This window comes from Trichocoleus sp. DQ-A3 (genome assembly GCF_039961975.1).
GTDB lineage: Bacteria > Cyanobacteriota > Cyanobacteriia > Cyanobacteriales > FACHB-T130 > FACHB-T130.
The window spans coordinates 37,366-59,473 of the sequence record NZ_JAMPKC010000018.1; the positions used below are offsets into that span (position 1 = coordinate 37,366).

The 22,108-nt window shown below is 49.3% G+C and carries 18 protein-coding genes; 9 read left to right on the top strand and 9 right to left on the bottom strand.

Translation table 11 applies throughout. The features are described 5' to 3' along the window. Positions 1-16 precede the first annotated feature (16 nt). A complete protein-coding gene (locus tag NDI44_RS21270) occupies positions 17-856 on the top strand; it encodes an alpha/beta hydrolase (protein ID WP_190414635.1) in 840 nt (279 codons plus the stop codon). Between the two features lie 165 nt (positions 857-1,021). On the opposite strand, the gene NDI44_RS21275 is transcribed toward NDI44_RS21270, so the two are convergent. After that, positions 1,022-1,816, bottom strand: coding sequence for a pantothenate kinase (locus NDI44_RS21275; RefSeq protein WP_190414636.1), 795 nt, complete (start codon positions 1,814-1,816; stop codon positions 1,022-1,024). 141 nt (positions 1,817-1,957) lie between these two features. Between NDI44_RS21275 and NDI44_RS21280 the strand changes: the two genes are divergently transcribed. The 5 genes from NDI44_RS21280 (at position 1,958) to NDI44_RS21300 (ending at position 10,613) form a co-directional block, all read left to right on the top strand. After that, positions 1,958-3,676, top strand: coding sequence for a diflavin flavoprotein (locus tag NDI44_RS21280; protein WP_190414637.1), 1,719 nt, complete (start codon positions 1,958-1,960; stop codon positions 3,674-3,676). A gap of 108 nt (positions 3,677-3,784) precedes the next feature. Continuing rightward, on the top strand, positions 3,785-5,554 hold the full coding sequence (locus NDI44_RS21285) for a diflavin flavoprotein (protein WP_190414691.1): 1,770 nt from the start codon (positions 3,785-3,787) through the stop codon (positions 5,552-5,554). A gap of 312 nt (positions 5,555-5,866) precedes the next feature. Continuing rightward, entirely contained in the window at positions 5,867-7,915 is a 2,049-nt protein-coding gene (locus NDI44_RS21290) for a CHASE3 domain-containing protein (RefSeq protein ID WP_190414638.1), read from the top strand. Further along, positions 7,909-8,364: a response regulator gene (locus NDI44_RS21295; protein WP_190414639.1), complete on the top strand. Its 456-nt coding sequence runs from the start codon at positions 7,909-7,911 to the stop codon at positions 8,362-8,364. Before NDI44_RS21290 ends, NDI44_RS21295 begins: the two co-directional genes overlap by 7 nt. A gap of 71 nt (positions 8,365-8,435) precedes the next feature. Then, positions 8,436-10,613: a response regulator gene (locus NDI44_RS21300; RefSeq protein ID WP_190414640.1), complete on the top strand. Its 2,178-nt coding sequence runs from the start codon at positions 8,436-8,438 to the stop codon at positions 10,611-10,613. A 2-nt stretch (positions 10,614-10,615) separates the two neighbouring features. Here the strand turns inward: NDI44_RS21300 and NDI44_RS21305 are convergent, their stop codons facing one another. From NDI44_RS21305 to NDI44_RS21325, 5 genes are all read right to left on the bottom strand, one after another. Continuing rightward, entirely contained in the window at positions 10,616-11,155 is a 540-nt protein-coding gene (locus NDI44_RS21305) for a phycobiliprotein lyase (protein WP_190414641.1), read from the bottom strand. A 677-nt stretch (positions 11,156-11,832) separates the two neighbouring features. Further along, a complete protein-coding gene (gene cobA, locus NDI44_RS21310; protein ID WP_190414642.1) occupies positions 11,833-13,527 on the bottom strand; it encodes a uroporphyrinogen-III C-methyltransferase in 1,695 nt (564 codons plus the stop codon). 30 nt (positions 13,528-13,557) lie between these two features. Further along, positions 13,558-14,019 (bottom strand): tetratricopeptide repeat protein, encoded by a 462-nt coding sequence (locus tag NDI44_RS21315; protein WP_190414643.1) that lies wholly within the window; start codon positions 14,017-14,019, stop codon positions 13,558-13,560. 73 nt (positions 14,020-14,092) lie between these two features. Beyond that, positions 14,093-15,064 (bottom strand): homogentisate phytyltransferase, encoded by a 972-nt coding sequence (locus tag NDI44_RS21320; protein ID WP_190414644.1) that lies wholly within the window; start codon positions 15,062-15,064, stop codon positions 14,093-14,095. 54 nt (positions 15,065-15,118) lie between these two features. Beyond that, complete coding sequence (locus NDI44_RS21325; protein WP_190414645.1) at positions 15,119-15,991, bottom strand: methyltransferase domain-containing protein; 873 nt, start codon at positions 15,989-15,991, stop codon at positions 15,119-15,121. A gap of 92 nt (positions 15,992-16,083) precedes the next feature. Here NDI44_RS21325 and NDI44_RS21330 point away from each other — a divergent pair, with 92 nt between their 5' ends. Both NDI44_RS21330 and NDI44_RS21335 read left to right on the top strand, forming a co-directional pair. After that, complete coding sequence (locus NDI44_RS21330) at positions 16,084-17,418, top strand: TrkH family potassium uptake protein (protein ID WP_190414646.1); 1,335 nt, start codon at positions 16,084-16,086, stop codon at positions 17,416-17,418. 180 nt (positions 17,419-17,598) lie between these two features. Next, positions 17,599-18,297, top strand: coding sequence for an NAD-binding protein (locus NDI44_RS21335; protein ID WP_190414647.1), 699 nt, complete (start codon positions 17,599-17,601; stop codon positions 18,295-18,297). A 44-nt stretch (positions 18,298-18,341) separates the two neighbouring features. Here NDI44_RS21335 and NDI44_RS21340 read toward each other — a convergent pair whose 3' ends face one another. Together NDI44_RS21340 and queA are read right to left on the bottom strand one after the other, a co-directional pair. After that, a complete protein-coding gene (locus tag NDI44_RS21340) occupies positions 18,342-19,601 on the bottom strand; it encodes a tetratricopeptide repeat protein (RefSeq protein ID WP_190414648.1) in 1,260 nt (419 codons plus the stop codon). A 125-nt stretch (positions 19,602-19,726) separates the two neighbouring features. Next, entirely contained in the window at positions 19,727-20,962 is a 1,236-nt protein-coding gene (queA, locus tag NDI44_RS21345) for a tRNA preQ1(34) S-adenosylmethionine ribosyltransferase-isomerase QueA (RefSeq protein WP_190414649.1), read from the bottom strand. A gap of 157 nt (positions 20,963-21,119) precedes the next feature. Here queA and NDI44_RS21350 point away from each other — a divergent pair, with 157 nt between their 5' ends. Then, positions 21,120-21,509, top strand: coding sequence for a hypothetical protein (locus NDI44_RS21350; protein WP_190414650.1), 390 nt, complete (start codon positions 21,120-21,122; stop codon positions 21,507-21,509). Here NDI44_RS21350 and NDI44_RS21355 read toward each other — a convergent pair whose 3' ends face one another. Next, positions 21,510-22,100, bottom strand: a complete 591-nt coding sequence (locus NDI44_RS21355) for a YraN family protein (protein WP_190414651.1) — start codon at positions 22,098-22,100, stop codon at positions 21,510-21,512. Positions 22,101-22,108 lie beyond the last annotated feature (8 nt).

Here is a 22,108-nt window from a genome sequence, read left to right on the forward strand (position 1 = left end):
AAATCTAAAATCTAGGATGACTCTACCGTTACGCAATTCTCGAATTAAGCTGTCTCAAGGACAAATCTTCTGGCGCGAAGTTGGTCAAGGGCCAGTTTTGGTTTTTTTACACGGATCGGCTCACGATAGCAGTCAATGGCTAGCTGTCATCGATTGTTTGAGTCGGGATTACCACTGCTTTGCCCCGGATTTACTCGGCTTTGGTGACTCCGAACGCCCGGATGTTCACTACTCAATTGAGTTGGAGATGGAATGTCTTGCTGAATTGTTAGAAGCATTGAATCAGCGAGAAGTTTTTTTAATTGGTCACTCGCTGGGAGGGTGGATTGGGGCAAGTTTCGCGCTGAAATATTTGGAACAGGTGCGCGGATTAGTGCTGTTAGCTCCAATTGGGGTGGAAGCGGAGGGATTAAGAACAGAGCGATCGCGCCCATCTCTATTTACATCTCTATTTAAGCGGCTGTCTAAGGTAGTATCGTCCGGGTGGCGATCGCTCATAGATGCGATCGCTCGTGTCTCCAACAATCGCCTGTTTCCCCGCAAGCAGACTGGGCAAAAGAAGCGGCGACAAGAACAGCCGGTGCAGTTTCCCACTACCGACAAGCTATTATTTCAACGCCGCCGCGCCGAAATTCAAGCAGAATTATTGAAAGAAAGACTGGAGTGGCTGAAAGTCCCCGTTTTGATTTTGCAAGGCGATCGCGACAGTCGTTCTAGAATTGCCGAAAGTCAAGCCTACGCGGACTTAACTCCATCAGCTCAGTTGGAAATTATTAGCTTTGTGGGAAACGATCTACCCGAAGCGTTGCCAGATGTCGTGGCTCAGTATATTCGAGATTTCGTTAGTAAGCATTAGGGGCGCATAGGCTGTGCGCTTGTAGTGGAGTTAATAAAAGAACCTCACCCCCCAACCCCTCTCCGCAAGCGGAGAGGGGAGCCGGAGCCGCAGGTGGAGGCGGGGTAAGGTTTTTCTCAATTGTGGAGAATCAAGCGGATTTGATGTGAATCGCTTTATTAAGGACTAAGAACTAAGGACGACTGACCGCATTCCCATAAATATCAGATTCGGGTCGCTAATTATCTGACTGGCTATTTCAGGAAACTGGATTTGGAGATAAGCAAATAAAGTAGCGCGATCGCCTCCCGTCAAAACCACCCGACTACCTGGAAATTTCTGCCACCAAGCCTGGATAAAGTCTTTGATTCCAGCCAAGACAGTGTAGATAACGCCACTCTGAATCGCCTCCGGTGTGTTTACAGCAAAACGCGGCGGCATTTCCTGGGGCAATTCTATCGGTGGTAACGCAGCAGTTCTTTGGGTTAGAGACTGTAGCTGTAATCTTAACCCAGGCAAAATCGCCCCACCCACTAGCCGATGGTTGACATCTGCACTCGTAAAAGTTAAAGCAGTTCCAGCGTCAATCACTAAAGAAGGCAAGCCCCAAACTTCGCCAGCACCCAACACCGCTAAAGCCCGGTCAATACCAAGAGTGGGATAAAGTCCTTCAAGGGGCAATTGGTCTAAAGTCATGACACGGATATCTGGGTAACTTTGCCAAAGTGCTGTTTGCTCTGGAACCACCGAAGCCAGATAAATCGGCAACTTTGATTGCTGATTGTGGATTTTGGATAATGAATTGGTCGGACTGGGTGGCAAAATTTCCAGTGGAAATTTACCCGCTGCTAAGCGCTGCGCCAGACGATTCACAGTTGCCGCTGGCAGATAGTTGCTATCCCAGGCATCCTGAAGAATTTCTCCCACAAAGTACGCCCAGTGCAGCCGCGAATTCCCAATCGTTAAAGCTAGCCAATTCATCGTTCTCTGAGCCTGGAGCCGTTCGGCACTTTTAAAACTCTTAACTCACTCATAGGTTTTTTAATAAATCTTTACAAGAGACTCGTGGCAGAATGAAAGAAGAAAAAATACCTAATGGGTTGCAACAGAAGGAGACCAGAGATGGTAGCGCTCACCGACCGAACCCAAAAACGCCTCACCATGCAGACCGGCGAAATCGCCCCTGACACGACAACGATTCGCTCGCTTGACTGGGATCGCGATCGCTTCGACATTGAATTTGGGCTGCAAAACGGCACCACCTATAATTCCTTCATCATTCGGGGTGAGCAGACGGCTTTAGTGGATACCTCCCATGAAAAGTTCCGCCAGCTATATCTGGATGCATTACATGGACTCATCGACCCAAAAGAAATTGATTACCTGATTATCAGCCACACCGAGCCAGACCACAGCGGATTAGTCAAAGACATCTTGAAACTGGCTCCCCAGGTAACGGTGGTTGGGTCAAAAGTCGCAATCCAGTTTATCGAAGATTTTGTGCATCAGCCGTTTGAGCGGCGAATCGTCAAAAATGGCGACAAGTTGGATTTAGGCAACGGACACGAATTGGAATTCGTGATTGCTCCCAACTTGCACTGGCCCGACACGATTTTCACCTTCGACCACAAAACCCAAATCCTGTATACTTGCGACGCCTTTGGCTTGCACTATTGCTCGGATAGCACCTTCGATGAAGATTTAGCCGCCATCGAAGCCGATTATCGGTTTTACTACGAATGCCTGATGGCTCCGAATGCCCGTTCCGTGCTGTCTGCACTGAAACGGATGGGAGAACTGCCAGAAGTACACACCATCGCCACCGGACACGGCCCGCTGCTGCGCCACAACGTTGTGGAACTGACGGGACGTTATCGCCAGTGGAGTCAAGCTCAAACCAAGGGCGAGACGACAGTAGCGGTATTTTACGTCTCCGATTACGGGTATAGCGATCGCCTTTCCCAATCCCTCGCTAAAGGCATCACCAAAACAGGCGTCGCCGTCGAGACACTCGACCTCAAATCCGCCGATCCTCAGGAGGTGCAAGAACTGGTAGGGCGTTCATCCGGCTTAGTCATTGCCACACCCCCAGCCGCCTCTGCCGCCGCCCAAGCTGCGATTGGCACCGTTTTAGCCGCTGCTAAGGAAAAACAAGTAGTCGGGATTCTGGAGTCCTACGGAGGAGATGACGAACCCGTCGATCCGCTGGTGAGTAAATTTAGAGAGTTAGGGCTGACAGTCGCATTTCCAGCAATTCGGATTAAAGATACACCCGGAGAAGCCACCTATCAGTTGTGTGAAGAAGCAGGTACAGACTTAGGACAATTGCTCACCCGCGATCGCAACATCAAACAGATTAAATCTCTTGATGCCGAATTAGAAAAAGCCCTGGGACGCATCAGTGGTGGACTCTACATCATCACTGCCAAAAAAGGCGAAGTCAAAGGTGCCATGTTAGCTTCCTGGGTGGCACAAGCCAGCTTCCAACCCCTAGGATTCACAATCGCTGTCGCAAAAGACCGGGCTATTGAGTCCATGATGCAAGTAGGCGATCGCTTTGTCCTCAACGTCTTAGAAGAAGGAAATTATCAAAATTTGATGCGGCACTTTTTAAAACGATTCCCCCCTGGCGCGGATCGATTTGCCGGGATCAAATCTCAGCCTGCGGAGAATGGTTCCCCGATTCTGACGGAAGCCCTCGCATACATGGAGTGTGAAGTCTCTAGCCGCATGGAATGCAGCGATCATTGGATAGTTTACAGCACCGTTCAATCCGGTCGCGTCTCCAAACCCGACGCCCTCACAGCGGTTCACCATCGCAAGATCGGAAATTATTATTAACCCTCTTGATGCGCCAAGGTTAGCGCTCTCGGTACGCAAAGAAGCAGCTTTAACTTTGCGTATGAGAGTGTACCTTTGCGTTTAAAAAAATTACCGTTTTAACTTATGATGACAGCCACAAAACCCCGCGATGTTCAGGTTCTCCCGATTGGTGCAGATACAACTGTGTTGCGATCGCGCACTTGGGACAGACTTAAGTTTGAAATCGAATATGCTCTACAACGGGGCACAACGGCGAATTCTTATGTGATTCAAGCGGATAAAACAGCGCTCATCGATCCGCCGGGAGAATCATTTACAGGCATTTTTCTTTCCGCTTTACAGCAGCGATTTGACTTAAACAAGCTGGATTACGTGATTTTAGGACACGTCAACCCCAATCGAGTTTTTACGCTGAATGCTTTACTAAAACTGGCTCCTCAAATTACTTTTGTTTGCTCGAATCCAGGGTCAATTCTGCTGCGAAATCTTTTTGAAAACACTTTCCCAGAGACTTTACAAGAACACAATCTACAAATTGCCATAATGCGAGGGGAAGAAACCCTCGATTTAGGCAAAGGTCATCACTTACAATTTATCCCCACGCCTAGTCCCCGTTGGCCTGACGCCCTTTGCACCCACGACTCCCTAACCGAAATTTTGTATACGGATAAGCTTTTCGGGGCGCACGTTTGCGGCGATCAGGTGTTTGATGAAGGATGGACGGTGTTTAGCGAAGATCGGCGCTACTATTACGATTGTCTGATGGCTCCCCACGCTCGGCAAGTCGAAACAGCGCTAGACAAACTCACACAGGATTTGCCAGCCAGACTCTATGGGACGGGTCATGGCCCCTTGGTGCGCTACAGTCTGATTCCGCTCACGCAAGCTTACCGTCAATGGAACCAGCAGCAAAGGGCAACTGAAACAAGCGTGGCGCTGCTCTATGCTTCAGCTTATGGAAATACGGCAACCTTGGCGCAAGCGATCGCTAGTGGTATTACCAAAGCAGGCGTTGCTGTCGAATCAATTAACTGCGAATTTGCCGAACCCTCGGAAATTCAAGAAGCTGTAGAAAAATCAGATGGGTTTATCATGGGTTCTCCTACCCTCGGCGGTCATGCTCCCACGCCGATTCAAACTGCCTTGGGCATTGTCCTATCCAACGCGAGCAAAGGCAAGCTGGCGGGTGTTTTTGGTTCTTATGGCTGGAGTGGAGAAGCGATCGATCTACTAGAAGGCAAGTTAAAAGATGCTGGATATCGCTTTGGCTTCGACCCGATTCGAGTCAAATTTAAACCCACCGAGGTGACGCTGAAATATTGCGAAGAAGCCGGGACAGACTTCGCCCAAGGGTTGAAAAAAGCTAAAAAAGCCAAAATGGCTCGACAACAGTTAAGCGTGCAACCGATTTCACCTTCGCAATCTGCCAGGATCGAACAAGCGGTAGGGCATCTGGTTGGCTCTCTTTCCGTTGTAACAACGAAACAAGGCGAACTCAGCGGGGCGATGTTGGCTTCTTGGGTGTCTCAGGCAACTTTTAATCCCCCCGGTTTAACCATTGCTGTCGCCAAGGATCGAGCGATTGAATCGCTGATGCATTCTGGCGGAAAATTTGTTTTAAATATTTTGGGAGAAGGCAAGCACATCGGCTTGATGAAGCATTTTCTCAAACCTTTTGGTCCTGGTGAAGACCGATTTGCGGGTGTCGCTACGCAAGACGCCCAAAATGGTTGTCCGATTCTCACCGATGCCCTTGCTTATCTGGAATGTACTGCCCGCAACCGGATGGAATGTGGCGATCACTGGTTGGTCTACGCTGTGGTGGAAAATGGCAAGGTGTTACAGCAGGAAGGCGTCACCGCCGTTCATCACCGAAAATCGGGTAGCCATTATTAAATAACGCCCAGTGCATAAAGCCCAGTGCAACTTTTTCTGAGCAACCGATTTATCAGGAGTTTGGAGGGGGAAATCTCACTCGAATGAGTGGGGAAGACATCCCGAAAGTTGCACAACGTTTTAACTAATAATTAATTGGGCATTGCTATTGTGCTGTAAGTTGTTAGCGTGGAAGATAGCGATCGCTATCTTTGGATCTGCTGGCTCAGTATTTTTTCAAAGTAAAGGAGACAACATAGGGGGCGCTGACGGCTTCCGCCAAGTGCGATCGCTAAAGCTTACTGCTAGAGCCGAAAGGCTTGAAGGGTTGAAATGGCGCTATTTGAGACTGCTCAAAACAACTTTCGACACAGGCTAACTCGTGCGATCGCGTTGCCGTTGATTTTGATGCTAGCGCTCTCCGGCATCTTATTTTTGCAGCTCAACCACCTACTTTCGGTAACGCGGTGGGTTGACCACACCAATCGAGTTATTGCCCAAGCGAACTATACTCAGAGATTGCTATTAGATATGGAAACCGGGATTCGCGGGTATCTGATCACCGGCAATCCGGCTTTTTTAGCGCCTTACCGACAGTCAAGTTTGTTAATCAATCCGGCTTTTAATGACTTGCGTTCTTTAATTTCGGACAACCCGCGACAAACTCAGCGTCTCAAAGAGTTGCGGGCAATTTATGAACAGTGGAATCGATATGCCCCCTCCCAGATCGCTCGCAAGCAGCGCAGTAGCGATTATCAATTCTCTGTGCTTAACACTCGTAGACAGCTAATGGACGCGATGCGGAGTCAGCTTGCCTCGTTCATCAGAACCGAGGAGGTTCTGCGGGATGTTCGCACCGACACCGCTCAAAAAACAACCCAACTGACAATTGGCAGCACTCTCGGCTTAACCATTGGGTTGGGAAGCCTGCTGGCATTGTTCACCAACCGTCAGTTGATGGCAGTAGCAAAAACCTACAAACACGCCCTCGCGATCGCCCAAGAGCAAACAAACGCGCTGCGTCGATCTGCCCAGCGGTTGGAAGCATTGCATGAGATCGACCAGGCGATTCTGGCAGCACATTCACGGGCAGAACTTGTCCGCGCGGCATTGTCCCGGATGCGGCGCTTGGTGCCTTGCCAGCAGGCTTTTGTAGTGTTGTTTAACTTTGAGACTGGCGTTGCCCAAGTGATAGCCGGAAGTGTCAACGGAGATTTGTGGTTCAAAGAAGGCGCTACGCTTCCCATTGACGAGTTTGTGCCTGGATTTGTCTTAGAGCAACAGAGAACCTATTCTCTAGAGAACGCGGCACTCAATCGTTGTCCGCCTGCCATGAAGCGAATGGAGGAAGGGCAAAGCAGCTGCATGACTGTACCCCTGCGGGTCGAAGAAAATCTGCTCGGCGAACTGATTCTAAGTGCCACGGAACCGGCAACGTTTAATCCGGAACACCAAGAGATTGCCACTGAGGTTGCCAACCAACTTGCGATCGCGATGCAGCAAGCTGAGTTACGAGAACAACTCGAACAGTACAATGCACAACTGGAGCAGCGCGTCAGCGATCGCACCGTTCAATTGCAGGAAGCCAATGCTGAATTAGAAGCGTTTGCCTATTCCGTTTCTCACGACCTCCGTGCGCCATTGCGTGCCATGCAGGGTTTCAGTCACGCTTTGTTAGAAGACTATAGCGACTCCTTAGATGCCATCGGGCAAGATTATGCCCAGCGCATTATTACGGCTTCCCAGCGCATGGATACCTTAATCCAGGATCTGCTCGACTATAGTCGCCTCAGCCGCACGGAGATCCGTCTCCAGCCGATTCACCTAGAAGCGGTGGTGGTGGAGGTACTTGCTCAACTAGAGCCAGAACTGCGGCAAAAACAAGTCCAAGTGATAGTAGAACCACCGCTGCCTCAAGTCGTCGGGCATCGCACCACCTTGTTTCAAGTCTTGACAAATTTGATAAATAATGCCATAAAATTTGTTGCTCCTGGAGTCCAACCGCAGGTGCGAGTATGGGCAGAAGTCAGGGAGAGGGGGGAAGCCGAGGAACAGGGTATTGTAGAGGCAAGGGTAGAGATAAGAGCGATCGCATCTAGAGCCGAAGAGCCAGAGAGTAATCAACCTTCAGCAACTTCCCAATTTTGGGTACGCTTGTGGATAGAAGACAACGGCATCGGCATTGCTCCAGAACATCAACAACGCATTTTTCGCGTCTTCGAGCGCCTACACGGAATTGAAAGTTACCCCGGCACCGGCATTGGGTTGGCAATTGTGCGGAAAGGGTTAGAACGCATGGGAGGTCATGCCGGAGTCGAGTCGCAAGCTGGTGAGGGAAGCAGATTTTGGATAGACCTGCCCAAGGCTAGAGACGAATGTTGAACGCGTCTAACTATACTATTTTGCTGGTGGAAGACGACTCCAATGACATTTTCCTGATCCAGCGAGCTTTTCGGAAAGCTAACCTGCTTAACCCATTGCAAGTGGTGGAAAATGGGGAGGCAGCCGTGTTTTACCTTGCGGGCGAACCGCCTTACACCGATCGCGATCGCTACCCCCTACCCGTTTTGATCCTGCTAGACCTGAAACTCCCTCGCAAGTCGGGTCTTGAGGTGCTGGAATGGTTACGGCAGCAGCCAGACCTGAAGCGCCTGCCGGTTGTTGTTCTAACTTCCTCCGAGGAAAATCGTGACATCAACCAAGCCTATGACCTGGGAGCCAACTCTTACTTGGTTAAACCAGTTGCTTTTGAAGCGTTGCTGGATATGGTGAAAACACTGAATTCATATTGGCTCATTTTCAACCAGAAGCCAAAATTAGAGGAGAGTTGAAAGTTGGAAAGACTTTGAAAGCTGAAAGCTTAAATCTTCAACCCTTTCAACCTTCCAACTAAATAGCGGATATGAGCCAGACCTTACGTATTTTACTGATCGATGACAACCCCGATGACCGCCTTCTAGCAGCTCGTCAGCTCAGCCGAGCCTTTTCCGATCTCCAAATTCAGGAGATTGCAGAAATCAATGGCTTAAACCAGGCGCTGGCGGCAGATGGCTTCGATGCCGTTGTCACTGACTATCAACTGCGCTGGAGTGATGGTCTACAGGTGTTGCGTGCCGTTAAAGATCGGTATCCCGACTGCCCCGTGGTGATGTTTACTAATACAGGCAGCGAAGAGATTGCTGTAGAAGCGATGAAGGCGGGGCTGTCCGACTACGTTCTGAAGTTGCCCAAATATTACAACCGTCTGCCGGCTGCGGTGCAGTTAGCCCTAGAACGAGCCGAAACTCAGCGAAGAGCCGCTCGTCTGGAAGCGCATCGGCAAGCTTTGAGCGAGGTATCGCGAGCTTTTGCTGAGAAAATTCCGGAATTTCAAGCAGTTCTAGAACTGGTCAGTCAGCAAATAGCGCAGCGACTGGGAAATCTGTGCGTAGTTCGCATCCTATCAGATGATGGAAAGTACCTCAACCCGGTAGCAATTTATCATCCAAACCCAGAAGCCCTCGCCTGCTTGCAAGAAACCCTCGCCACGGAGGCACACCGCGTTGATGAGGGTTTGACGGGTCGGGTCTTTAAAACGGGCGAGACGCTACTGATTCCAGTCGTGTCGCCAGAGGAGATACAACCTTTGCGCGAGTCAAAGTATTTGCCCTACTTAGAGCGCTTTGGGATGTACAGCATTTTGATCGCACCCTTAGAGGTACGAGGTCGGCGGATTGGGACTTTATTCGTTTCGCGCGATCGCCCCGGATACTCCTATACTCGTGATGACCAATTCTTTCTGCAAGACCTCGCGGATCGGGCTGCTTTGGCAATTGACAATGCCCGACTCTACCGGGAAGCTCAGGAAGCCAACCACCTCAAGGACGAGTTCCTGGCAACCCTGTCTCACGAACTCCGCACCCCCCTGAACTCTATCCTCGGATGGGCAACGCTACTCCGCAATCAGAAGCTAACTCCCACTGTTATCAGTCGTGCCCTTGAGAGTATCGAACGCAACGCCAAGGCGCAGGTAAAACTCACCGATGAAATTCTAGATGTCTCGCGGATTATTCGGGGCAAGCTACACCTGAATATTCGCTCGATCGAGCTGATACCTATCATTGATGAAGCGATTAATATCTTGCGTCCGGCAGCGGATGCCAAGGGGATTCGAGTCAAAGCGGTACTAGACCGCTCAGTCGGCTTGGTCGCTGCCGATCCAGATCGCTTGCAGCAAGTTGTTTGGAATCTACTCTCCAACGCCATCAAGTTCACATCAGAAGGCGGGCAAATTGAGGTGCGGCTGGAGAGGGTTGAAGGAAAACTTGAACAAAAAGTTGAAGTGCAACCCACGAACTCTCCACCTAATAACCCGCAACCTTCAACTTTCTTTGCCCAAATCCAAATTAGCGACACAGGCATGGGCATTAGCCCCGACTTTCTGCCCTATGCGTTTGACCGCTTTCGTCAAGCTGACGCGAGTACCACGCGATCGCATGGAGGATTAGGACTCGGATTAGCGATTGTGCGTCACTTGGTGGAATTGCACGGTGGCACCGTTCGTGCTGCCAGTCTCGGAATCGGGCAGGGAGCAACGTTTACAGTGCTTCTACCACTTTTTGATAAAAGTCGAGAAACCGAGGGGCAGGAGCGCCAGGGGGCAGAGGAGCCGGGGAGCGGGGAAGCTAAGGAGAAGGTAGCACAAGCACCTCAACTCCTGAGCGGATTGCAGGTTCTAGTTGTGGATGATGATACGGATACACGCGAATTGATCGCCCTCGTGCTTGAAGAGTCTGGGGCGAAAGTGAAAGCGATCGCATCGGTAGCCGAGGCGTTAGAAGTCCTTCGTAGCTGGCAGCCCGATTTGCTGGTGAGTGATATTGGAATGCCAGAGGAAGATGGCTACGCCCTCATCGGCAAGGTGAGAACTCTGGAAGAAAAAACCGGAAAACAAATTCCAGCCCTAGCGCTGACCGCCTACGCTAGGGAGGAAGACAAAAACCGCGCCCTGAAGGCAGGGTTTCAAATGTATCAGTCTAAGCCCGTCGAGCCTGATGATTTAGTGGCGGCGGTGGCACTTCTGGCTGGGTGTGCAGGCTAAGTCTAGCTAAGGCGCTTTTCTAGATATTGACCGATCATTTGCTGTTCTCCGGCACGGGAGATGATCGTTTGCCGGGTGCGGTAGCTTCGACCAATCAGTTTTAATTCTTCTTCAAATGAAGAGTCTCTGTACTCTGTCCGCAAGCACAAAGTTTTGGGATTGGGGAAATAATACTCAGCCGTGACGGGTTTCGGAGTGGCAAAGCCGCGATCGCGATAGAGTGTGGTTCCTAATGCGCCAAATAGTGTCGAACCTTTCGACTCTTTGCGGTTTGTGACTGAGTTTGTGCTGTTCCACTCTACATAGGAACCACAAATCAGCGCTGCTGGATCTTCCAGCTGGTGTAACTCTGCCAAATGTAGCAATTCCGAGCTTCCCTGTTCCAGAAACCGGACGGTAATCAGACTCACCATCTCCTTGGTTTCTCCATCCGGCAGCGTATAGTAGCGTCTTTCAGAGTGCCATTTGCCCTCTGATTCCTGAAAAAACGCTGCAATTAAAGATTCTTCATGGGTTTGGGCAAGTTGTCTTAGTGATGTCACCAGTACCAGTCCTCATACGAAGTGAAAATAAAGTTCTTGCAAGCGTCAATTTTTGCTAGGTAGCTATGGGACTTATCACCCTTTTATTTGACCTTTATGCAAGCAATCTGATGAACGGTTGTGCAAGTCGCTTTTTCTCGTGACACCCGTGGGTACAGTTAAGTGTCACTCCATCGGGTCAGCTATCTGGCACTTAGCTGGCGTACCACCTTGGGTGGAGTGGTAAGACTGCCAAAATGCAAGTCACTGTTAACAATCTTAATAATAGATGATAGCTAAAAATACTTACTCTCGGCTCTGTCATCCGGAAGAATCTTAGAACCGTCTATCCCCTAAGGGCGCGACGAAAGGTGGAAAAGCGTTCGAGAGAGATTATCGCGGTTTTCAGTTGAGTGTAATACTTGGAACCTCGCCCCCAAATCCTCTCCGTTCACGGAGAGGGGAGAATATTAAACCCCTCTTCGTTGATGGAGAGGAGAATATGGAACCTCACCCCCAACCCCTCTCCGTTCACGGAGAGGGGAGAATATTAAACCCCTCTTCGTTGACGGCGCGACACTAGCGGCAGCAAGGCGGGGCAGGCAGCGAGGAGAATCGGGAATATTAAACCCCTCCTCGTTTACGGGGAGGGGCAGGGGTGGGGTTAAAATGTACGGCATCCAATCGAGAATAGCTATCTAGCAATCTATATTTGAGTTGTGAGCCAAGCGATCGCGGACATTCGCCTCAGATGTCGCCCACTGGACGATCGCTTGGGTTAAGCCGTCTAGAGTGTATTCTGGGGCTTCGACATCCACTCGCCCCAGCAGAGAAAGACAGGTTTTAGAAGTTTGAGGACCAATCGAGGCGATACAGACACCTTGTAAGGGTAATTTGTCGATTTCACCGACTAATTGACCAAAAAATTGCACGGTTTTAGAACTTGCAAAAGTAATCACATCTACTGCTTGTCGCTGGAGGGCATCTAAGGCGGCGGGTGTGATCGCTTTCGGGCACTGAGATTGATAAGCCGCCACTTCGATTACTTCCGCACCCTGGGCGGTTAATTCCTTCACCAAGACTTCTCTTCCCCCCGTTTCCACTCTGGGAAACAGAATTTTCTTGCCTCCTAACGATTCTGGAAAGTATTCAACTAGCGAATCTGCAACAAAATCTGGGGGAATAAAATCGGGTTGTAAGCCTTTCTGCCTGAGACTTTGGGCGGTTTTCTTGCCGACGACGGCAATTTTGACCCCGGCTAAGGCACGGGCATCTTGATTTTGCGCTTCCAGCCGTTCAAAAAAGTAATCAACCCCGTTGCTGGAAGTGAGAATTAACCAGTCGAAATCCGATAAGTGCGCGATCGCATTATCCAATTCTTCCCAACTGGAAGGAGGAGTAATTTCCAGCGTCGGCATCTCAATCACCGTCGCGCCTTCTTCTTGGAGACGCAAGCAAAACTCACCCGATTGTCCAGCTGCGCGCGTCACCAGGATAGTTTTCCCAGCTAGCGGTTGGGAAGAGTTTTGAGTCGTTAGAGACGAGGTTTTCTGAGAACTGTGGCTTCCCATAGGTATGTCTGATAAACTCACCCCTGCGGATTGGGTTGAAGATGCTGATGATTGTACGGGCGGATTTAGGCGTCGATCTGAGACGACTGGTGCATCTGGCGATCGCAAGTATTCTCTCAAACCAACGACTTCCCCAATGGTAATGACGCTGGGAGAAAGAGATTCGCCCCTAGTTTGCTCAACGATAGTGCCCAGCGTAGCTGTCCAGACTTGTTGTTGAGGCGTTCCCGCCCAACGAATCGCGGCGACGGGAGTAGAAAGCGATCGCCCATATCGATGCAACTGATAGACAATTTCACCGAGATTGCGCCCACCCATCAAGATTACCAGCGTTTCCATCCGCGCCAGCGCTTCCCAGTCCAAAACATCTGGCTCATGGGCAGTAATCACCGTGAAACCTCGGCTCATCACCGGATCTGTTAGCGGAATCCCCGCCAGCAACGGTGCTGCCAGTGCTGAAGAAATCCCCGGTACGACTTCAAAAGGACACCCAGCGGCAATTAATGCCTGAATTTCCGAAGTAGAACGCCCGAAAATAAACGGATCGCCACTTTTTAGCCGCACAACTTGCTTTCCCTGCTGACAGTGTTCCACCAGCAGTTGGTTAATTTCAGCTTGCGGTGTGCTGGGTTGTCCACCGCGTTTGCCGACATCCAACTTCAGGCAACTTTCAGGCACCAACTCCAACAACTGGGCATCTACGAGGGCGTCGTAGACTAACACCTCTGCCTCAACCAGCAGATGTTGTGCCTTGACGGTGAGGTAAGCAACATCTCCCGGTCCCGCCCCCACCAGATATACTTTTCCGGTACGCTCAGTCATGATTTGGCTGCGCTCAAATGAATTTGAAGCTTATTTCGGGATGTCCATTTCTTGGATGAGTTGATCGAGTTGTTGTTGCTCGGTTGTACCCGCTTTATATAAGTTTCTAGCTTTTTGAAGAATTGCGATCGCTTCCTCGATTTTGTCTTGTTTAATCAGCGTGTCTCCCAACCTTAAATAAGCATCGACATTTTTGGGCGATCGCTCAATCAATTCCCGGAATATGGGTGTCGCCTCATCAATCTTATCTTGCGCCATTAGCGCATTTCCCAACAGCAATCGAGCCATGTCATTGGTGCGGTGTCGCTGAATCACTTGGCGAAAAGCTGCCTCTGCACCCGCATAATCTTTTTCTTTATAAAGAGCCACCCCTTTTTTAAAAAAGTTTGAAGCGACGAATGTCTTGCCCAAGAAAAAACCCAGGAGAGTCAGACTAATCCCGACGACAGCGACAGCCAGAAAATAAGTTAGTTGAGATGTTTCTGTTTCCACCCTTGGTAGCCCTCCGGCACTTCTAGCAGTTCTATTTTGCTTAAGCTTACCCTGATGAGGGTTTTAACCTTTCTTATACTAAAAGACAGGCAGCGGGGAAAATCAGATATTCCAAGAAAAAGAGTTTCCAAATAAATTGGTAAAAAGATGCGATCGCGCTCTTATCCTGCAAATCTACACTTCTACTTCGCCACCACAGCAACAAGAGTGCGAATACATGAGTAATTATCAAAAATGTGGAATTAACCGCACTTAGGGATAATATCCCAGCCACAATCATGCCCAGGTAGCAGGCCGTAATCACCCAAAGAGAGAGATTAAAGACGGCTGGCTTACCGAGTTGAATCGTAAATGTGTTGATGTTGTATTGCTTATCCCCCTCCATATCGGGGATGTCTTTAAAGATAGCGATCGCAAACGTAAATACCAACACAAACATCGTCAGCGCCCAGACTGATGCCGGAATCGCTTGACTTTTTTGCAATACCCAATTGAAGTGCAAAAACAGCCCTAAATTGACAATGACTCCGCGCACGGTGAAAATGCACAGCGCTGCCCAAAAAGGAAATCGTTTTAACCGAATCGGCGGCAGAGAATAGGCTGTGCCAATGGCTAAACTAACCCCCACCGTAAACAGTAAATATCGTCCCAGAAGCAGCGCCAACAGCAACGCCACACTTCCACTAATGGCGACTATAATTTGAGCTTGCGCCCTAGAAAATTCACCAGCAGCGATGGGCAAATGGGGTTTGTTAATTTTGTCGATTTCCACATCTTCGAGCTGATTTAGCCCGACAATGTAGACATTTCCGCCTAGACAGGCAATCCATGCACCCAAAAACTGTTCGACGCTGGTGACGCCCCCGGAAGCTGTTGCAAGCGCGATCGCGTACAACGCCATCACGCTCAGGCTGGTGCCAATAATCGTATGAGGGCGGGAGAACTTCCATAAGGCGTAGAGCCAGGAACCAGTACGCCGCACCGGGTGGGACTCAGAAGGACTGGTTTTGGGAAGGGAAGACTTTTCAGGAGAAATCTGGCTCATGCGTGCCTGAATGAATACTCAGGCTTGATTTTAAGCAATTTTTGTTCCCAAACGTTATTTCTTAGTCGCACAGAGCAATCCGAATCGAATCAAGCCTTGCTCATAGCCCCGGCTCATTAATCCGAGTGAAAGCGCCGCTTGAATCGTTGTCCAGCCAGAGAAAAGCAAACCCAGAATGGCTTTGGGATCGAGCGTCGAATCAATCACGATATCCCAAAATGGGGCGACAGCTTTTGACCAATCTGCCGTGCGAATATTCTCGAAGGAAACTTTACGAGCCAGCGTTTCATATTCTGGCAGCGAAATCACGTAAGGCAAAGCATACACGCGGTAAATTTCCGCCAGATGTTTCCGCTCATCATCTGTCAGCTGCCCATCTGCGCCTCCGACAGGACGATGACACCACGTTGCCATCAGAAAAGTCCCCCCCGGCTTCAGCACCCGGTAGCACTCCTGCAAGAACTTCTGCTTATTGGGCATATGTTCGCCACTTTCGAGCGACCATACAAAGTCAAAGGAATCGTCAGCAAAGGGCATATTCAGAGCGTCTGCCACCTGGAACGATGTGCGATCGCTTAATCCAGCAACGGCTGCCCGTTCTTTAGCTCTCGCTGCCTGGACGGGACTCAGAGTGATTCCCGTTGCTGCTGCGTTGAATTTTTGCGCCAAGTAAAGGGAACTGCCGCCAATCCCACAGCCGACATCGAGGATATTGGCGGGGGCGGGTTTCAAATCCGCCCCGACCTGCACCTCACCCCACTTGAGCAATTCTTCAATTAAGTCAATTTGCGCTTGCCGCCGGTCTTTTTTCAGAGTACCATCAGCGCCATAGTATCCGTGGTGCATATGTTCGCCCCAAATCTGTTCCCACAGACCAGAGGAAGCGTCGTAGAACTGCTGAATTTGCTGATAAAGAGTTGAAGTCATGAAATTTTCAGGCGGTGTTGCTGAAAATTAGCCTACCAGAACTCGGAAAGCAGTAAGCTCTAAAAAGACTTTTCCTGATAGACCCCTAGACCATGACTGTTGCCCGAACTATTTGCTTGGGATTTCTTGCCCTCGTCACTTTGGGAACGATTTTACTGATGCTGCCGTTTTCAACCAGTGACGGCAGTTGGAGCAATCCGATAATCGCGCTATTTACTGCCACGTCTGCGGTCTGCGTAACTGGTTTATCGGTGGTCGATGTGGGGAAATTTTATTCGTTTTGGGGACAATTGTTCCTTGTCTTGCTGGTTCAGGTAGGCGGATTGGGCTACATGACGGCAACGACGTGCCTGTTGCTGTTGCTAGGACGCAAGTTTGGACTGCGAGACAAGATAGCGATTCAACAATCGCTCGACAAGCCAGGATTAGCTGGTGTGGTGGACTTGGTACGCTCAATCATTGCCACGACGCTGATTATTGAAATTACTGGCATCTTTTTACTGATGCTGGTGTTTGTACCCGACTACGGGTTGGATCGCGGTCTTTGGCTATCGATTTTTCATAGTGTGAATGCTTTTAATAATGCAGGCTTTGGCTTGTTTTCAGATAATTTGATGCAATATGTGCGATCGCCTTTGCTCAACCTGATTGTCACTGCCTTGATTATTTTGGGTGGGATTGGCTATGAAGTGATTATGGAAGCGTATTTATGGACGCGCGATCGCTTATCCAAAAGTCAAGCTTGTGTAGTCTTTTCTCTCAACTTTAAGATTGCTACCACGACCACTCTCTTTCTCCTCATCCTGGGAACAATTCTCTTTTTGTTTACAGAATTCAACAATCCACAAACCTTTGGCCCACTTAGTTTCCCTGAGAAGCTTATGGCGGCTTGGTTTCAATCGGTAACACCTCGAACGGCTGGTTTTAATACCATTGATATCGGGAAATTGACCGAAGCGTCTCTTTTTATTACCGTTGCCTTAATGTTTATTGGGACAAATCCTGGCAGTACCGGCGGCGGAATTAAAACCACGACAACAAGGGTCTTACTGAGTTCTACTTTTTCAGCATTACAAGGGAAGGAAGAAGTAGTTTCTTACCAGCGCCAAATCCCGAAGGCGCTAATTGTGAAAGCGACTGGGGTGACAGTTGGTTCGCTTCTGGTGGTCATTGGTTCCACCACTTTAATTGCGATAAGCGATCCACAATTGGCGTTTATCCAAATTTTATTGGAGGTTGTTTCAGCCTTCGCTACTGTTGGACTTTCTACTGGGATTACAGCGAGCATTTCAGTTTTCGCCAAACTGGTATTGATTGCCACCATGTACATCGGTCGGGTGGGAGTTTTGCTCCTGATGTCAGCGATTCTGGGAAATCCCAGCCCCAGCATTATCCGCTATCCGGAGGAGAATTTGTTGGTCGGATAGCGATCGCATTCCCGATGCTTGATAAGCTAGAACCTGAGTAATCTTTAAGCTTTTTGTCAGTTGTTTGTGACCCAATTGCAGCTTGTAGATTAAAAGGTTGAAAGTTAAAAGGTCGGTTTAAACCGACAATTGTTTTCGACGAATGATCCCTAACTCAATGAGTCAGTTCGGAGTTTATTTGTGAACTTATCATCTTTAAACTTTTTTCGCAGTCTCAGCACTAATACCAAGAATCAATTCGCAGTCATTGGGTTAGGTCGTTTTGGTCGTGGCGTCTGCTCGACCTTACACCATCTGGGCTACGAAGTGCTGGGTATTGACGCCGAGGAAAAGAGAGTCGCCCAAGTTTTGACCGATCAAATCGCTTCCCATGCCTTGCAGCTGGACTCGACTGAACCCGCTGCGCTTAAAGAGGGAGGAATTTTTGATTTTGATACGGTCATTGTGGCGATTGGGAATTATCTCGAAGCTAGCGTGGTAACGACCCTGAATCTGAAGGAAGGCGGGGTGACTCATGTGGTAGCAAAAGCATCCTCGGAAATCCATATGAAACTCCTGACAAAAGTCGGGGCAGATCATGTGGTATTTCCAGAGCATGAAATGGGGTGTACGTTAGCGCGATCGCTGACTAAACCAGCTATTTTAGATCGATTCGATCTGGACGTTGATAACAGTATTGTAGAAATTATTATTCCAGACGATTTTCACGGCAAAACCATCTCTGAACTACAACTTCGCAGCCGCTATGGTTTAAATCTGCTAGCAGTCAGTCACAATGGCAAGTTTGAAATTAATCCCAATCCCAACCATCGACTCTATAAGGGAGCCGCAATGGTTGTGATTGGTTCAAACAAGGACATTAATCGCCTACCCATTTAAAAATTCAAAATTCAAAAGCTCGTTTTTGAATTTTGAATTTTCATTCACGAAGCCCCTAACTGCTGTAGATACTGGTTGATCTGGTCAATTTTGTCTGCATTCCCCTGCTGATTGAATAGCGTTTTAGCTTGGAAAAGAAAGGGGATTGCCTCTTCGCGTCGTCCAGTTTGTTGCAGCGTTACTCCCAAGTTAAAAAAGGCATCTGCTAGGGTGGAATTGAGGACAATCGCTTCTTGGTAATTGGCGATCGCTTCCGCTAGCAGACCTTGCCGTTGCAAAGCTACGCCCAGATTATAGAGAGTCACGGCATCATTTGGGTTGAGGCGCTTGGCTTCCCTCAATGCCGCAGCTGCATCTTTGACCTGGTTCTCCTTTAACAGCATTGCTCCCAATTGTTGATAAGCGTCGCCATCATTGGGATTGAGACGCACCGCCTGCTTGAATCGATTAGCTGCCGCTTTGGAGTTGCCTTGCTGAACAAAAATTAAACCCATCTGGTACTGAGCCTCTGCCAAGTTCGGATTCTTAGAAGCCGCTGCATTCAGGGCGTTAATTGCTTGTGTCGGCTGATTTTGCTGCGCGTAAAGTAACCCCAGTTGATATTGAGCATCGGCAAGCGTTGGGTCAAGTTCAACTGCTTTTTGAAACTGAGCCATCGCGGCTTCATTTTGATTTTGGTTGACTAACAGCAGTCCCAGATTATAGTAAGCGACTGCATATTTCGGGTCATTCTGAATCGCCTGCTGATAGGCAGCGATCGCTTCTTGTGTTTGACCTTTTGCCTCCATCGCCAAGCCCACATTATAGTAAGCATCTGCCAACTTGGGATTTAAACTTAGCGCTCGTTCATACGCAGTCAGTGCGGCGTCGGGTTGCCCTTGCTTATATAAAGCAACTCCCAAATTGTAGTAAGCTTCTCCCAAATTGGGGTCGAGACGAAGCGCTTGCAGGTACTCATTCGTTGCCTTCTCAAGCTGTCCTTGCTCGGCTAGAGAATTCCCCAACAGATAATAAGCCATCGCAATGCTGGAATCGAATTCAAGCGCTTTGCGAAGAGCTAGCTCTGCCCCCCGATAGTCTCCGCGATTATACCGCGTCACTCCTTGTTGGAAGTAAGTCGCTGCCTCAAAATCTTGAGTGTATAGACCTTCGACCATCTGCTTAGTGAGTACGGGCGACTCAAAAGAAGTTGTCTTTTGTCGCCCAGCCCGCGATTCACCGGCAAAGGCAGTGCTGGCAGTCGTCAAACCAAGACCGATCAAAGCAGCCGCAAGGAGATAAATTCGTTTGTGGTTTTTAAGCATATCTAGAACCCCGCACCACTCGCTATTTAGGAAAAAGGTAATTGGGAAGGTAATTAGTTGTCAGTTGCAATTTACCACTGACCAGCGATGATTGACATTCCTCATTACCTTAACTTGTCCCATCGTCATCTGATTGTGGCTTCCGGCAAGATTAGCATCGCGTCCCCAAAAGAATAGAAGCGATACCGATGCTTTGTTGCCACTTGGTACAATTCCAGCAACCGCTGACGCCCGATTAAAGCACCCACTAACATCAGCAAACTCGAACGGGGTAAGTGGAAATTGGTAATTAACCCCTCCACTACCCGCCACTGGTAGCCGGGATAGATAAATAACTCCGTCTTGCCCCTAAAGGGGTGTAATTCCCCATTCATAGCAGCTGACTCAAGCGATCGCACCACCGTTGTCCCCACGGCAATAATCCGACCCCCCCTCGCCTTGGTTTCCCGAATTTGTTCCACCGTAGACTTGGGGACTTCTACCCACTCCCCATGCATTTTGTGGGTGGTAATATCTTCTACTTCCACCGGGCGAAACGTCCCGACCCCGACGTGCAGCGTCACCGAAGCCTGCTGAATTCCTCGTTCTTGCAAGCGCTGGAGTAACTCTGGGGTAAAGTGTAGCCCAGCCGTGGGAGCAGCGATCGCTCCTTGAGCCTGGGCATACACAGTTTGGTACTGTTCCGCCTGGGATTGGGAATCTGTAATGTAAGGAGGTAGCGGCACTTGACCGTATTCCTCCAACAAATCTTCAAACCGACTCCCCACTGGAACATCAAACTGCAACACCCGCCCCCCCGTCGCCTCATCCCTAGACAAAATCGTCGCACTCAATTGATTCGGGCTTGAGGCTGGGTTCAATTTTTCCTCAGCCCCTAGTTTCTGTGGTTCAAAGAATATCTGTGCCCCCGGTTGCAGACGTCGCCCTGGTTTCACCAAAGCTAGCCAGCAGTTGTTCTGCTGTTCCTCCAGCAGCAACACCTCCACGGGGGCACCCGTAGATTTACGACCCCGGAGGCGGGCAGGGATGACACGAGTATTATTTAATACCAGTAAATCTCCGGACTGGAGGAAGTCGGGTAAATCCCGAAAAATGGCGTGGCTGGGATGATCTGGGGATACCACCAGCAAACGCGCACTATCCCTTGGCACAGATGGATTCTGGGCAATCAGTTCTGCCGGGAGTTCATAGTCATAACTGGCGATTAACCGATCGATATCTATATCATCCCGGCTGGGTGCTTCAGCTTGAAACCGTAAGGATTCGGGGCTGTCTATCTTTAATCTTCTTGCCCCACTAACGGCTTTTGACTCTCCCAACCGGGGATCGCTGATGTGACTGTCTTCGTTAAATTCTGTCATGCCGTTAGTTTACTGATAAGGAATCGATCAATTTAACTTTGCAGATTGGGTAAATACCCCCAGATAAGAACGGGGGCTTCTCCCCTATCGCAGACTATCTTACTCATGGAGAATGAGAGTTATAGAACCAGCACGACCTAGACACTAAGAACTTCTCATGGAATACGTCTACTTTCTGGCCAATGCCAGCCTGACACTACGGGTGGTTGAGTATTTACACACAATGCCCCAGTTGCCCGTTCGTTTAATGACGGTGATTCATCAGATTGATGGCTGGGTGATCAAGGTCAAAATGAGTAACCATCTAAACGCGCAGCAAGATGGTGACTTCCGGGCGTTCATGAACGAACTGGGTATTCCCTACGAACCGGCTATTCGCCTCCAGATGGCGCTTTGGAGTCTGGAAACTGGACAGTCCCCCATCGATGTGATGCGTCGCTACCAAGTCGCTGTGGTTTCTCATGGTAGTCCCGATCGGAGCGATATTGAAGCCTTTCGCCAGCAGTTCACAAAAGGGCTGGGATATTGCCCGGAAACTCTAGCTTAATTAACTTAACGGCTCATCGAAAGCGGACTGAATATAGTCTTGTAGACTCAACTGATATTCTCCCACAGCTAAATTTCTAGGTTCTGGTAAAGAAATCAAAGGGAGCTTTTCAGGTTCTGGTAGCAGAACAGTATTGGTCTTAGGACGTTGACATCTGACCAAAGCGACATCAAACCGGCAAGGAAGATTTACTAAATCTGGGCGCTCTGCCAAAAAAATCTCTGCTGTGCGCCAGAGTTTAGCTTGCTTTTGCGGTGTAATCGCTAGCATTCCATCCGCATCCCAATTTCCCCGGCTGCGAGTTTTGACCTCGACAAAGATTAAGCAAGAGGACAGGGTAATGGGGCAATGGGGAACGGGTGATGGGTAATGGGTAGTGGGAAACTCTTCCTCCCGCTGTCTTCCTGTCTTTCTGTCTCCCCCTCCCTTACCTTCATCTGGGCGTTGTCGCGCAATTATATCAATTTCTCCCCAGCGGCAACGCCACCGGCGCTCAAGAATTTCCCAGGCTTGGGAAATCAACCATTGAGCAACTAGGTCTTCTCCTAAAACACCGATATCGGGATAATGAGATAGACGACGGTTTTCCATCAAATGGA

What these genes read in the sequence shown, in the direction of transcription:
- NDI44_RS21270 (WP_190414635.1), top strand. Translation starts at nt 17, where the DNA reads ATGACTCTACCGTTACGCAATTCTCGAATTAAGCTGTCTCAAGGACAA.
- NDI44_RS21275 (WP_190414636.1), bottom strand. Translation starts at nt 1,816, where the DNA reads ATGAATTGGCTAGCTTTAACGATTGGGAATTCGCGGCTGCACTGGGCG.
- NDI44_RS21280 (WP_190414637.1), top strand. Translation starts at nt 1,958, where the DNA reads ATGGTAGCGCTCACCGACCGAACCCAAAAACGCCTCACCATGCAGACC.
- NDI44_RS21285 (WP_190414691.1), top strand. Translation starts at nt 3,785, where the DNA reads ATGACAGCCACAAAACCCCGCGATGTTCAGGTTCTCCCGATTGGTGCA.
- NDI44_RS21290 (WP_190414638.1), top strand. Translation starts at nt 5,867, where the DNA reads ATGGCGCTATTTGAGACTGCTCAAAACAACTTTCGACACAGGCTAACT.
- NDI44_RS21295 (WP_190414639.1), top strand. Translation starts at nt 7,909, where the DNA reads ATGTTGAACGCGTCTAACTATACTATTTTGCTGGTGGAAGACGACTCC.
- NDI44_RS21300 (WP_190414640.1), top strand. Translation starts at nt 8,436, where the DNA reads ATGAGCCAGACCTTACGTATTTTACTGATCGATGACAACCCCGATGAC.
- cobA (WP_190414642.1), bottom strand. Translation starts at nt 13,527, where the DNA reads ATGACTGAGCGTACCGGAAAAGTATATCTGGTGGGGGCGGGACCGGGA.
- NDI44_RS21320 (WP_190414644.1), bottom strand. Translation starts at nt 15,064, where the DNA reads ATGAGCCAGATTTCTCCTGAAAAGTCTTCCCTTCCCAAAACCAGTCCT.
- NDI44_RS21325 (WP_190414645.1), bottom strand. Translation starts at nt 15,991, where the DNA reads ATGACTTCAACTCTTTATCAGCAAATTCAGCAGTTCTACGACGCTTCC.
- NDI44_RS21330 (WP_190414646.1), top strand. Translation starts at nt 16,084, where the DNA reads ATGACTGTTGCCCGAACTATTTGCTTGGGATTTCTTGCCCTCGTCACT.
- NDI44_RS21340 (WP_190414648.1), bottom strand. Translation starts at nt 19,601, where the DNA reads ATGCTTAAAAACCACAAACGAATTTATCTCCTTGCGGCTGCTTTGATC.
- queA (WP_190414649.1), bottom strand. Translation starts at nt 20,962, where the DNA reads ATGACAGAATTTAACGAAGACAGTCACATCAGCGATCCCCGGTTGGGA.
- NDI44_RS21350 (WP_190414650.1), top strand. Translation starts at nt 21,120, where the DNA reads ATGGAATACGTCTACTTTCTGGCCAATGCCAGCCTGACACTACGGGTG.
- NDI44_RS21355 (WP_190414651.1), bottom strand. Translation starts at nt 22,100, where the DNA reads ATGGAAAACCGTCGTCTATCTCATTATCCCGATATCGGTGTTTTAGGA.